Here is a 14,614-nt window from a genome sequence, read left to right on the forward strand (position 1 = left end):
GAAAGGAATCCAATATGAAACAATTATGGAAGGATCTGCGTAAGAATAAAGCAATTTATCTGATGCTATTGCCGGTCATGATATACCTTTTTATTTTTAACTATATGCCAATGTATGGAATATTAATATCCTTTAAAAACTTTAAGCCAAGGCTTGGAATTTTAGAGAGTCCCTGGGTTGGTTTTAAATATTTTGAACAATTTTTCAGTTCCATTTATTTTGGAAGGGTACTTTCCAATACCTTATGGATTAGTGGGCTCAATCTCCTGTTTGGGTTTGTGACACCGGTTATTTTTGCACTGCTTTTAAATGAAATCCGAGTACTTCGGTATAAGAAACTAATCCAGACCGTGACATATCTGCCCCACTTTATTACAACGGTCGTTATCTCAGGAATTATCCTGAAATTTACCAATGGTGATGGCTTCATTACATCTTTTATCAATACCATAACACATCATTCCGGAAGTCTGATCAGCGATTCGAACTATTTTCGATCAATTTACGTAATATCAGATATCTGGCAGGGCTTTGGCTGGGGCTCGATTATCTATATTGCTGCAATATCTGGAATTCAGGAGGAATTATATGAAGCTGCAAGGATAGACGGTGCCGGCAGATTCAGACAGATCAGGCATGTAACGATACCAGGAATCATGCCGACGGTTGTTATTATGTTTATTCTGGCAGTGGGAGGTCTTATGAGCGTGGGATGGGAAAAAGCCTTCTTATTGCAGACCCCGTTGACCTACGATACTTCCGATATCATCTCCACTTATGTTTACCGGAAGGGATTTATAGATATGAATTACAGTTATTCATCGGCTGTAGGTTTATTTAACTCTGCAATCAATCTAGTACTGCTTACAGGTGCGAACCGACTGAGCCGCAAAGTTAATGAGACCAGTTTGTGGTAAGGAAAAGTTTTTAAGTGGTAAGCTGGTGAAGTTTTGCTATCACGCAAAAGACTTGAAAATACTGTCCAGGAGTGAGAGGAATTTATGAGTAAAAAAAATAATAAAATCAAAATGAGTGCCGGAGAAAAGACGTTTCAGGTATTTAATTATATTTTTATGATGGTTTTAATGATTATAACCATCTATCCATTTTTATATGTGGTATTTGGTTCTTTCAGTGATCCGGTGGAGCTTGGCAAAGTTACAGGAGTACTCCTTCGATCGGCGGGCTTTTCCTTAAGAGGCTATAAGCAGGTATTTCAAACAGCTAATATATGGATTGGCTTTCGCAATACCTTTTTTTATGTTATAATTGGAACGTTATTCAGCATGGTCATTACTGTTTTAGGTGCTTATGCACTGTCCTTAAAGGGATATATGTTAAAAAAACCAATTTTGCTTTTTATCATCTTTACTATGTTTTTTAACGGTGGTATGATACCAACATTTTTAATCGTTCAGAAAATGGGAATTACCAATACTCCCTTTGCAATGATTATCCCGGGAGCTTTAAGTGTCTGGAATCTGATTGTACTAAGGACCTCCTTTGAAACCGTTCCCGTCAGTTTAATGGAGTCTGCTAAATTAGACGGCGCCGGTCAGTTACGGATATTATTAAAAATCGTTCTGCCCTTGTCGAAAGCGGCTCTGGCTACCATAGTCTTATTCTATGCAGTTAGTAAATGGGGAGAATGGTATAATGCCCTGGTATATCTTCAGGCAAAGCGTAATTTATACCCTCTGCAGATGTTTCTAAGAGAAATACTGGTACAAGAGGATGTAATGGAAACATCTTTCCAGAATAATTTAAAGACAGAGGCTGATGCATATCTTTTAAAACAGGTAATCTGTTATGCTACTATTGTAGTGGCAACAGTACCCATTCTTGTAGTGTATCCCTTTGTCCAGAAGTATTTTGTTAAGGGCGTTATGATCGGAGCAGTAAAGGAATAAAAACAAGAAACATAAGTGTGAGAGGATTGCTACAAGTGAATCATATGGAACGAAAAATAATAAATATTTTGGATTATGGTGCAAAAGCTGACGGTAAGGACTGTACCGTACCAGTTCAGAACGCACTGGAAGCTATTAAGAACAGTAATGAAGCTGCAACCCTCTTATTTCCCAGAGGAGAGTATCACTTTTATAAAGAGAATGCGCAGAGGAGGATTTATCATACCTCTAATACAAACAGCCACGATTATCCGGTCAAACATATCGGAATTTTACTAGAGGAGCAGGAGGACTTATGTATTGACGGAGACGGCTCCCTTTTTCTTTTTCACGGCAATATGATGGCCCTTGCAGTGGTACAAAGCAAACAAATCGAACTGAGCAATTTTTCCTGGGATTTTCCTTGTGCAACGGTTTCTGAAATGGAAGTTGTGCAGGTTACGAAGAATCAGGTCATCTATACGGTGCCGCCGGCCCAGACCTATGAAATCCATCAAAATGATGTGTACTGGTTTGAAAAAAGTCCGCTGACCGGGGAAACCTATTGGAACTTTAAAAATCAGGAATATGTGGATGCCATTGTTGTCTATAACCCCAGGGATAAGACCGCCATCCGGTGCCAGGAGGAAATGTGGCCTTTTTCCAATGTAAAAGAAATACAGGAGCTTAAGGGACACCGGCTAAAAATTACTTACAAGGATAAGGTATCAAAAGAGCTGCAGCCCGGTATGTGCTTTGAAATCTGCCGAAATGCCTACAGGGAAACGGCCGGAGCCTTTCTATGGGAAAGTGAGAGAGTAGGAGTGAAGAATGTGGGTGTTCATTTTCTTAACAGTTTCGGCTGGCTGGTCCAAATGTGCCATAATGTAGCCTTTAAAAACTGCCGGTTTATGCCTCGTGAGGATACAGGGAGAAGGGCTGCCGGCTTTGCGGACTTAATCCATGTATCCGGAGCCTCCGGGGAAATACGGATTGAAGAAAGTGAATTTAGTAATGCCCATGACGATTCGATTAATATACACGGCACTTTTACCAGAGTCAGGGAAATGCTAGATCCCCACACCCTGATTCTGGAATATGTCCATAACCAGCAGGGAGGTTTTCCTGGCTTCTATTCAGGAGATAACGTTATATTCTATGCCAGGGATACCTTACAGGGAGTAAATGGGGAAGCCCGGTATACAGTGGATTCTGCCGGCGCAGTTATGTCGGAAGACGGAAAAAGCATGAGAGTTACCTTTGCAGAAGAACTGCCGGCCTGCCTTTCTGAAAAAATAGGTATGGAAGGCCTTTATGTAGCGGAGAATGAGACTTATACGCCTTCGGTGCTGATAAGAAAATGCCGGTTTGAGACCATTCCTACCAGAGGTATTTTGTGTACCACCAGAAAGAAAGTAGTGCTAGAAGAAAATGAATTCACAGGTATGGGTATGGCTTCTGTATTTATATCCAATGACAGTAATGACTGGTATGAATCCGGCCCGGTCAGAGATATGGAAATCAGGAATAACAATTTCTATCTATTAAATCCCTATGGTTATACGGCAGGAAATACAGCTATCTGTATCGAACCCATCGTAAAAGGGGGAAAACTTCCGGGTGAAGATTATCCGGTTCATAAAAATATCCGGATTCATGATAATGTATTTTATATTCATAAGGATAAAGTACTGGTGGGAGAGAATGTTGAGAATCTTCAGTTTTATCATAATAAAATCATATGTATCGGAGAAATTATAGATGACCAGTCAGAGATTATTTCTTTGTCCTGCTGCAAGAATGCAAAAATTTATGATAACGAAATGAAAGAATATGGCAGATAGAAACGAAATAATAAGCAAAAGGAGATATATTTATGTCTGGACAATTGAAGTTATGGTACGACGAACCCTCGAAAATCTGGGAAGATGCACTAGCTGTGGGTAATGGCAGGATAGGTGGAATGGTTTATGGTGGAACAACCCGTGAAATCATTAAGTTGAATGAGGATACCCTTTGGTCTGGGTGCCCTAAGGATAAAAATAACAAAGAGGCCGGTCAATACCTGGAAGAAGCAAGAAAAGCAGTTATGGAAGGGGATATTAAAACAGCTCAAAAGATAACGGACCTTCATATGCTGGGACACTGGACGGAAAGCTATCTGCCTTTTGGAAATCTGTATCTGGATTTTGCTTTGCCCGGAGAGGCAGAAGAATACCGCAGAGAACTGGATTTAGAGACCGCGGTGGCGTCAACGGTATTTCGTTGTGGTGAGGTTACATACCGGCGGGAAGTATTTGTCAGCAGACCGGCACAGGTCCTGGTAATTTCCCTTACTGCCTCTGAACCTGCAATTAATATGACTATTTCGGCTGACAGTCTGTTAAAACATGAAGTACGTAATAATGAAAATAATCTGATCCTCTCCGGTAAGGCACCGTATGAATGCATGCCAAGCTATTATGAGGTCGAAGATCCAATCCTTTATGATGAAAAGCATTGCACGGAAACCTTTGAAGGACGTATTCAACTGCACAGTACCGATGGTGAAGTCAGTTTTAAGAATCAGACCATATCCATAAAAGGTGCGGAAAAGGCAGTTATACTGGTATCCCTGGCAACCAGTTTTGTGTCCTATCATCAGCTGCCGACGGCCGACCCTGGAGAAAGAAACACCAGGTATCTGAAAGGTCTTTCAGATAAATCTTATAAGGATTTACTGGAGGAGCATGTAAAAGACCACCAGTCTTTATTTAACCGGATGGAACTGCATTTAGGTGAAAGCAATATTGAACTTCCAACGGACCAGCGGATTAGAAAATTCAGTGAAGGAGCAGAAGATCCAGGGCTGTATGAATTATTCTTCCAGTTTAACAGGTATCTGTTAATAGCTAGTTCCCGTCCGAACACCCAGGCTGCTAATCTTCAGGGAATCTGGAATCAGGAACTGCGGGCACCCTGGAGCAGTAACTATACCATTAATATTAATACCCAGATGAATTACTGGCTTTCTGAAACCTGTAACCTGACAGAATGTGGTGAGCCATTAATCGAACTGATAAAAAATCTTTCCCATACTGGAGAGAAGACTGCAAGACTGCATCATAACAGTAAGGGCTGGGTTTCTCATCATAATTCGGATATTTGGGCCCATACGGCTCCGGTAGGTCCACGAACGGCAGAGGAAGCGGACTGTACCGGTTATGCTTACTGGCCTATGTCTTCTGGCTGGCTGTGCCGCCACCTTTTTGAACATTACCTGTTTACCGGAGATTTGGATTTCTTAAAAGAAACAGCTCTTCCCATTATGCTAAAAGCATCCAGTTTTTATCTGGACTTTTTAAAGGAAGATACAGACGGGCATTTGGTAACCGGAATCTCCATTTCCCCGGAGAATTGTTATAAAAAGGATGGACAAATCTATCATCTGGATAAAATGCCTGCCATGGATATCGCTATCATAAGAGAACTCTTTTCTACAACCTTAATGGCACTTGAGAAGACTGGCTTAACCGATGCTTTGGAGAGCAAGATAAAAACAGCGTATCATAAATTGCCTTATTACCGCATTGGTTTAAAAGGTCAATTATTAGAATATAGCGAAGAGTACGAAGAAGTGGAAGTGCACCACCGCCATTCCTCTCATCTTTACTGCCTATATCCCTCCCAGGAAGTTACAATAGATAAGACCCCGGAACTGGCAGGAGCCTGCAGAGTAGCTTTGATTAACAGAGGCTCCGTTGGTACGGGCTGGGGACAGGCCTGGAAAATCTGCTTATGGGCAAGACTGCAAGAAGGGGATAAATGTCTGGAAATGTTAAAAATGATTATGCGTCCCGCAGGTTCTGATGATTATAACTTTTCGGATGGTTCCGGCATCTATAAAAATATGTTTGATGCTCATCCACCTTTTCAGATTGACGGAAATTTTGGCGCTGCAGCAGGAATGGCAGAAATGTTTGTGCAGAGTGAGGAGGGCAGCCTTCATCTGCTACCGGCTCTACCGGCAGCGTTTTCAGACGGATATATAAAGGGTTTAAAATGCCGGGGCAATGTTACGGCAGATATCTGGTTTAAAAATCAGGAGCTGGATTATGCAGTGCTTACTTCAGTAAAAGAACAGACGGTAGAAGTGCGTATTAAGAATGAGAAACAAAAGGTTACATTATATGCAGATACCCCCGTAAGAGTAAGCTGCGTCAGATGACCGGCTAAAATAGTGTAAATTCATAAGTTTAACCTTGACAGTACAACCCTTAAAATGATAGAATAAATCAAAATTTAAAGGCTGTGACAAGGAATAGTATATGTTAATTGGATTTCAGAGAGAAGATGGCAGGTGAGAATCTTTACGAAATTAACATAGAAGGCACCTTAGAGCTGTGGGTTGAACGGAGCAATTCCCAGTAGATACCAACGGAAGATTCCACCGTTATCAGAGGAAGCAGCATAAAGATTTGAGTGCTGTAATTGAGTGCAGGTTATCCTGAATTTAGGTGGTACCACGGACTTTAAACAGATGTCCCGTTAAGGGAATCGTTACTTATAAGTTCGCCCTAAGCAATTGGCTTAGGGCGGACTTTTTTTGTTTTGCAGGTACGTTCTGGTCTTACAGGAGTGCCATAACAGGCATTCTGTTCATAATAAAAATAAAAAATGGAGGTTACAAGATGAAAAAGTTATCAATGGAAGAATTTGCAGCATATTGCAATCAATACGGATTTATATTCCAGGGCAGCGAAATATACGGAGGACTAGCAAATACCTGGGATTATGGTCCCCTTGGTACCAGGCTCAAAAACAACCTAAAAGACGCCTGGAGGTATTATTTTATTCAGCAAAGAGAAAACAGTTATGAAATTGATTCAGATATCCTGATGAATCCTACGGTCTGGGAGGCCAGCGGGCATTTATCCAGTTTCACGGATCCGCTGCTGGATTGTAAGGAATGTAAAACCAGACACCGGGCCGATAACCTGATTCAGGAGTATGATGCTTCTGCCAATGCGGACGCTATGTCACAGGAGGAAATGTTAACCTATATAAAAGAGCATCAGATACCCTGTCCCAAATGCGGAAAATCCAACTTTACGGATATCCGCCAGTTTAACCTGATGTTTGCTACCCAGAGAGGAGTAACGCAGGGCAGTACCAATATGATTTATTTAAGACCGGAAAATGCCCAGGGGGAATATGTAAACTTTTTAAACGTCCTTCGTACCATGCGGACAAAGCTGCCCTTTAGTATCGGTCAGATTGGAAAAGCCTTTCGAAATGAAATAACCCCCGGAAATTTTACCTTTCGGACCATAGAATTCGAACAGATGGAATTCCAGACCTTTTGTAAACAGGGTACGGATGAGGAATTGTATGATTATTTTAAAGAATATGGTATCTCTTTCTTTCAGTTTTTAGGTCTTGCAAAAGAACATTTAAGATATCATGACCATGAGAAATTAGCGCATTATGCTAAAGCAGCCTGTGATATCGAATATTTATTTCCTTTTGGCTGGGGAGAAATTAACGGAACCCATAACAGAACAGATTTTGACCTTAAGAGGCATCAGGAATATTCCGGAAAGAGCCTGGAATATTATGAAGAACAGACCAAGGAAAAATATATTCCCTATATTGTGGAATCCACTTATGGGCTGGACCGCATCTTTTTAGCTGTTATGTTTGAAGCCCTTGAGGAGGAAGAATTAGAAGGCGGTGAAACCAGGCAGGTCCTAAAGATACACCCTATGTTAGCCCCGGTGAAAGTAAGCGTACTTCCGTTAATCAAGAAGCGCCACAGTGAAAAAGCCCTGGAATTATACAAGAATCTGAGAAAGCACTTTATGGTTACCTATGATGATGCCGGCAATATCGGTAAACGCTACCGCAGAGGTGACGTGATTGGTACTCCTTTTGCGGTTACCATTGATGACAATACGTTAGAACATGGAACCGTTACCCTGCGTGAGCGGGATTCTATGCAGCAGATTACCATAGACATCGGTGAATTGACGGAATATATTGAAAAATCAATGAGACTGTAAGAACTGTTACAGTTGATTTGCAGCAGTTAGGAATAATAAGTCTCTTGTTTACAAAATGTAAGCAGGAGACTTATTGATTTTTAGGAAAGTATCAGAAACTATCTTGTAAAAACAAAAACACGACCTGAAGGAGACACTTGAGGCTTAAGCGGAAGAGGCTTCGTTCTGGATGCGCACCTCCCGGAGAGGAAGTTATACCTATGAGCAGTTTACATTACTCAATAAAGACCTATACGAATTTACTGGACTCGAATATTAAAAACACATTGCCTTTTAGATGAATGATTACATCACTAAATTCTGATTTTAGACTTTACTTTACACCTTTTGTCATGTAAAATGTAAGGTAATGTAACTTGTATTTGCGTAATGCTTACATTTGAGCTTACAAAAATACTTACAAAGATGCTTACATTTTCATAAGGAGCAAACAGTTCATGAAAAAAATTACACAACAGGAAATAGCGGACCGCCTCGGCATTTCAAGGCTTACCGTATCAAAAGCCCTGAATGGCTCAGACAGTATCAATGAGGATATGAGACAGTTTGTACTGCGAAAAGCTTTCGAGCTGGGGTACAGTAAGAAAGGTCTTGACCTGAAAGAAGCTGCCGCGGTATATGAGGATAGTGAAACCAATCAAGGGGATCAGGCTGTCAGCTTATTTACCTTTGAGGGCGGTCATGCCGGTACCTTTTGGGGGCAGGTCATTAAAGGAGTTGCGGGCGGACTGGTAAGGCATGGCATGGATTTAAATCTTTGCCTGGTCAAAAGTTATGATGAAACCTCCTTTTTCATACCGACAAACTTTAATCCAAAGCGTTCACAAGGCATTATTACCATGGGGAATTTTAATAAAAACCACATTAAAAAAATGCTTACGTTTGGACTGCCATTGGTATCTATCGATACCATAAAGGAGGCCAATGACTATAACCTGATTACGGATACAATCATGATGTGTAATGAGGAGCCGCTGACAGAAATAACCGCGGAGCTTATTAAAAACGGTCACAGGCAGATTGGTTATGTGGGAGAAATCGCAAGTTGCAGGAGCTTTAGAGAACGGTGGCTTGGATTTAAGAGGGGTATGGAAAAATGCAATTTGCCAATAGATGAAAGCCTTTGCTGCCTTATCATGCAATCCGCTCCCATGACCTCTGTACAGATTCAAGAAGCAGTAACTGGTCTTACAAAACTTCCGACCGCCTTTGTATGTGCCAATGATTTTACCGCATTAAATGTCATCCAGGCTTTGCAAAAGCTTGGCAAAAAGGTGCCGGAGGATATAGCGGTTAGCGGCTTTGACAACACCTTTGAGTCTGATCTGTTACAGTTAACCACAGTTGACTGCCATAAAATCGAACTGGGTGAGCGGGCGGTGGAAGAACTTTTTATCCGTATTAATAATCCAAGACACCCTTTGGTATCTGTAAGAATGAGGACAAAGGTCATCTACCGGGAATCGACCAACAAGATAATAAGTCAGGAAGAACTGAAAGAAAATGAATAATAAGAACAGAAGGAAATCGAATAATAAGAACAGGAGAAGTGTAGTGTATGTGGCAAAAGAAATTAAATGACAATTGGAACATGCGAAAGCTTGGTGACAAGGATTACTATGAAGCAGTAGTTCCGGGGACGGTGTATACGGATTTACTAAGAAATCAGGTTATGGAAGATCCCTTTTGGAAAGACAATGAAGACAAAGCCCTGGAATTCATGGAAGACGATTATGAGTATGTGACGGAATTTTCCTGTGAAAAGGAATTCCTAGAAAGTGACAGGGTGGTACTTCATTTTGATGGTCTTGATACCTTAACTGATATCAGCTTAAATGGAACGGTTCTTGGCAGCACAGATAACATGCACCGCATTTGGGAATTTGAGGTAAAAGAATTGCTTATGGAAGTGAACAATTCCTTAAAGATAGTATTCCATTCACCGACCAGATACATTAGAGATGAATATGCGAAGAGACCCACCATTGGGGCAGAAGATGCTATGGAAGGCTTTGTCCATATAAGGAAAGCCCACTGTATGTTTGGCTGGGACTGGGGTATCCGCCTTCCGGATGCCGGTATATTCAGACCAGTATCACTTCTTGGTATCAATAAGGCAAGAATTGAGGATTTATACATTACACAGGAACATGAGAAGAATAAAGTGACTCTTAAGTTTCAGGTTACGACAGAAGCTGTTTCTGAAATGGGACAAGACACCGGGTATACCGTAGAGATTACATCACCGTTAGGGGAAACTGCAGTGTATGAAGGTTCACCAGAGAAAATCGAAATTAACAATCCAAAGCTCTGGTGGCCCAATGGTTATGGCCCACAGGACCTTTACCGGGTAAAGGTAATACTTAAGTCAGGCGCGGAAGTACTGGACGAACAGGAAAAGAGAATCGGTCTTCGTACTATGACCATGCACCTACAAAAGGATGAATGGGGGGAGAGCTTTGCTCATGAGGTGAATGGGGTATCAATCTTTGCCATGGGTGCAGATTACATCCCAGAAGATAACCTCCTTGGAAGGGTAACACCGGAAACCTCCAGAAGCCTTTTGGAAAAAGCAAAGTTTGCAAACTTCAATGCAATCCGTGTCTGGGGAGGCGGATATTACCCGGAGGATTGGTTTTATGATATCTGTGATGAACTTGGTCTTGTGGTTTGGCAGGATTTTATGTTTGCCTGCGGTGCATATGATTTAACACCAGAGTTTGAAGCGAATATCCGACAGGAATTCATTGATAATATAAAGAGACTCCGCCATCATGCCTCTCTGGGACTTTGGTGCGGAAACAATGAGATGGAGATGTTTGCCGCAGTTGGTGTTTTTATTAAAACCAAAAGAGAAGTCAGGGATTATCTATTCATGTATGAACGTATCCTGCCTGAAATCTTGTTAAAATATGATCCCCAGACCTTCTACTGGCCGGCCAGTCCCTCCTCCGGCGGAAGCTTTGACGAGCCGAACAGTCCAGACCGGGGAGATGTACATTACTGGGATGTGTGGCATGGAAATAAACCATTTTCCGAATACCGTAAGTTTTTCTTCCGCTATGCTTCCGAGTTTGGTTTCCAGAGCTTTCCGACCTTTAAGACCGTTGAAACCTTTACCGATAACACAGAAGACTTTAATATCTTTTCCTATGTGATGGAAAAGCATCAGCGTAACGGCAGTGCCAACGGTAAAATCATGAATTATTTGCAGCAGATTTATCGTTATCCGACGGATTTTAAGACAGTTTTATATGCCTCCCAGCTGTTACAGGCAGATGCCATCCGCTACGGGGTAGAGCATTTTAGAAGAAACAGAGGACGCTGTATGGGCGCAATCTATTGGCAGTTAAATGACTGCTGGCCGGTTGCTTCCTGGTCCTCCGTGGATTATACCGGCAGGTTAAAAGCACTTCATTATGCTGCAAAGCGTTTCTTTGCACCGGTGATGCTCTCCTGTGAAGAAGAGGGCTTGATGACCTCCGGCAAGGGTATTAACCATGAGCATTTTGACTTTGAAAAGTCCATAAGATTAAGTGCTGCCAATGAAACCCTTATGGAGAAGAACGTAACGATTATATGGACTCTTCGAAATGCAAAGGCCCAGATTCTAAGGAAAGAAGAACAGAGTATAAAGGTTCCTGCCCTTACCAGTGTATGGCTTGATAAAGTAGAATTGCCTGATACCGATATTTATAAGGAATATGTAAGTTATGAATTGAGGATGGATGGTGAAGTGATATCCGGAGGCAGTGTATTATTCTCCTACCCTAAATATTTTAAATTTGAAGATCCAAAACTTACTTACCGCCTGGAAGGAGATTATATTATTGTATCCGCAGGGGCTTATGCCAAGAGTGTTGAAATACTGAATGAAGAGGAAGATATCATCCTCTCTGACAACTATTTTGATATGGATGCAGGTGAGAAAAAGGTAAAAATCCTTAGCGGAACACCAGTGGGTATTAAATTAAGAAGTGTATTTGATATTCGGTAAGAATAGAAGCTCTTTAAAGATTCCCTGTTTTTTAAATACTCAAAAGCGCCGGTTACGGTTCTGGCGGTAAAAGACCGGGTTTTGGCTCATAATCCTTTAGGTGCGATTTATCAGGCTGATAGTTATTATAAAGAGAAATTATTTCCGGAAATAAAAGAACAGGGAAACTAGTATATTCATTTAAGGATTATAAAGAAACGACCGATATGATAAGTATATTATAATTTAGACGGGAGCCTGTTTCTATGATTAAAAATAAGGAAAAAGCATTCTTTATTATATTTAGTATACTTTTATATATCGTATCTGTTTCGGTTAAAACAGAGGCAGCAGAGCAGAATAACAGCACAACCTATACGATAACATTCAAGGCAATGGGCGGAACCTTTGATGACACTACAGCCAATGTGACCGATAGTTACGGAGAGCTGCCGGTACCGACAAAAGAGTATTATACGTTTAAAGGCTGGTATACTTTCCCTAGCGGCGGAGCTAAGATAACCCAAGGCAATAAGGTTAAAATACCAAGAAATCATACCTTGTATGCCCAGTGGACAGGTAACCCCTATACTTTAACTCTGGATGCCAACGGAGGAAAGGTAAGTAAGGAGACCGTTACCGTTTATTATGGTACAAAATACTTAAACCAGCTTCCGACACCTTCCAGAGAAAATTATGTATTTGATGGCTGGTACACAACTGCAAAGGCAGGAGTGAAAGTGAAAGCCAGTACTGTGTTTGACGAAACTGCCAGGAAGAAACTTTATGCCCATTGGACACCTAAAAAACTTACCATTACGTTAATCGCCTATAATGGGGACTCCTATGAACTGGAAGTTACCTGCGGCAAAAAATATGGTAAATTACCCAAGCCAGTCAGAGAAGGTTTTAAATTCGGCGGTTGGTTTACCTGGGAGGACTTTGCTAAAGTGGAGGCGGAGGCTGTACCGGAGAATAAGGTGGCAGCAGAGACAGATCCGCTTATGTTATTTGCAAGATGGTATTGACTTAGTGGGTGATAGAAATATAGCTATAAGATAAAATGATATAAATAAGATTCATACCAGAAATTATTAAAGATAACTGCCCGAAGGACATGAATGGGGCAGTTATTTTTTGCTGTTATATTTTAATTATCCCATTTTATGCAGTTTTATGTTAGAATAGACAGTATATTGGCAGATGACCCAGAGATTTTTCACTTGATTTTATAATTGGCAGTTTCAAAGGCAGAACCTGTGATATGCGGGTGAGTGTAAAGGTGAAAGAAAGATTGAAAGTAGAAAGGTGCCGCGAAGAGATGAAAGAAATCTATAAGATACCACAGCAATTCTGGAGCTTGTTTAAATCCCAGAACCGCTATATTTATATGGAAACTCTTATGTTGATATATGACGAATATTTATATAACGATTACTTTTTATCCAGGGAATCTTGTATCCAGCTTATAGCGGAGCATTTCTCAAACCGAATAGTAGATATTACCGCAGAGGATGAAGAGGAAGAGGCAGACCGTTTTGAACCCATGGCGACAAAGATTTTAAACCGTCTCATCCGGTTTACCTGGTTAAAGAAAGTAGAAGATTACAGTTCTTTTAAAACTAATATTGTGATTCCGGATTACTCCTCCATGTTCATTGAGATATTTAAACGGTTACTGAACCCGGATTCCAATGAAACGGATTTATACATACAGAACGTATACACCAATATATATTCCTTTTACCACGATGGTAAGGCGGGATTAGAACTGCTAAAATCAGCCCTGATTAATACTACCAGGCTAAACCGCTCTTTACAGGACATGCTTCACAACATGGACCGGTTCTTTGCAACCCTCTTAGAAAAAGAGAATTATGAAGACCTGCTGAAAGAGCACCTTACCGTATATGTGGATACTATTATCAACAAAAAGTACAGTCTGTTAAAGACCAACGATAACTTTTATATCTATAAAAATGACATTAAAAAACTTCTCCGTCTCATTCAGGAAGATGAAAGCCGTCTGACCTCACTCCTGCAGAAAATGACAGCAGAAGGAAGAGATAAGGAAGAAGTTGAAAATCAAATTACTGAATTAATCTATGGGATTGAACACGGAATTATTAATATGGAGAAAAGGATTGCCCATATTGATACGGAACATAGTAAATATGTCCGCGCTACCGTAAGCAGACTTGAATACCTTCTTAATAACGATGACAGCTTAAAAGGGAATATCATACAGCTGTTAAATCTGATGGGCGGCGAACAAAAGGAAGAACTCATAAGCAAAACTGCGGATACGATGCAAATCAATGATTTTACCGTGATTACACCGGAATCCCTCTATAAAAAGAGGGGCAGGCGCAGGGTTTTTGAAGAAACCGTAGAAGCCCAGGAAATGATAGAAGAAGAATTGTCAAAAGAAGATATTCTGCGAATTAACCGTAATAAGAGCCGTTACAGCAAAGAACAGATTGAACAGTATATCCTAAACCAGATGAACGAGGGATTCTATTATACCAGGGAGCATCCCATTCACAGTGACGAAGAGTTTGAACTGCTGATTTTAGCATATGATTACAGTGTTCGTAAGAGCAGCCCATTCTACGTAGTTCCCGGAGCAAAGGATAAAATCGCAGGCGGTAAATATAGTTATCCGGATATGATATTTAAGTTAAAAAATAAATGAATATTTTAACCAG

At 40.8% G+C, this 14,614-nt stretch carries 9 protein-coding genes and 1 other annotated feature; all 9 genes read left to right on the forward strand.

All coding sequences use genetic code 11. The features are described from left to right. Positions 1-14: 14 nt before the first annotated feature. The 9 genes from QA584_RS04595 (at position 15) to QA584_RS04640 (ending at position 14,601) form a co-directional block, all read left to right on the forward strand. A complete protein-coding gene (locus QA584_RS04595) occupies positions 15-917 on the forward strand; it encodes an ABC transporter permease (RefSeq protein ID WP_278273327.1) in 903 nt (300 codons plus the stop codon). 84 nt (positions 918-1,001) lie between these two features. Continuing rightward, entirely contained in the window at positions 1,002-1,910 is a 909-nt protein-coding gene (locus QA584_RS04600) for a carbohydrate ABC transporter permease (RefSeq protein WP_278273328.1), read from the forward strand. Between the two features lie 44 nt (positions 1,911-1,954). Next, the gene (locus QA584_RS04605; RefSeq protein ID WP_278273329.1) at positions 1,955-3,733 is read left to right on the forward strand and encodes a hypothetical protein; all 1,779 of its coding nucleotides are present in this window, start codon (positions 1,955-1,957) and stop codon (positions 3,731-3,733) included. Between the two features lie 32 nt (positions 3,734-3,765). Further along, complete coding sequence (locus QA584_RS04610; protein WP_278273330.1) at positions 3,766-6,096, forward strand: glycoside hydrolase family 95 protein; 2,331 nt, start codon at positions 3,766-3,768, stop codon at positions 6,094-6,096. Between the two features lie 74 nt (positions 6,097-6,170). Next, positions 6,171-6,419: a binding site (T-box leader), on the forward strand. A 140-nt stretch (positions 6,420-6,559) separates the two neighbouring features. After that, positions 6,560-7,930 carry a glycine--tRNA ligase gene (locus QA584_RS04615; protein WP_278273331.1) on the forward strand — a complete coding sequence of 457 codons (1,371 nt, stop codon included), beginning with the start codon at positions 6,560-6,562 and terminating at the stop codon, positions 7,928-7,930. Between the two features lie 437 nt (positions 7,931-8,367). Further along, positions 8,368-9,441: a LacI family DNA-binding transcriptional regulator gene (locus QA584_RS04620; protein ID WP_278273332.1), complete on the forward strand. Its 1,074-nt coding sequence runs from the start codon at positions 8,368-8,370 to the stop codon at positions 9,439-9,441. Between the two features lie 47 nt (positions 9,442-9,488). After that, a complete protein-coding gene (locus QA584_RS04625; RefSeq protein ID WP_278273333.1) occupies positions 9,489-11,927 on the forward strand; it encodes a beta-mannosidase in 2,439 nt (812 codons plus the stop codon). Positions 11,928-12,172: 245 nt separating this feature from the next. Further along, entirely contained in the window at positions 12,173-12,934 is a 762-nt protein-coding gene (locus tag QA584_RS04635; RefSeq protein ID WP_278273334.1) for an InlB B-repeat-containing protein, read from the forward strand. Between the two features lie 254 nt (positions 12,935-13,188). Beyond that, entirely contained in the window at positions 13,189-14,601 is a 1,413-nt protein-coding gene (locus tag QA584_RS04640) for a Wadjet anti-phage system protein JetA family protein (RefSeq protein WP_278273335.1), read from the forward strand. Positions 14,602-14,614 lie beyond the last annotated feature (13 nt).

This window comes from Anaerocolumna sp. AGMB13025, assembly GCF_029689925.1.
GTDB lineage: Bacteria > Bacillota > Clostridia > Lachnospirales > Lachnospiraceae > Anaerocolumna.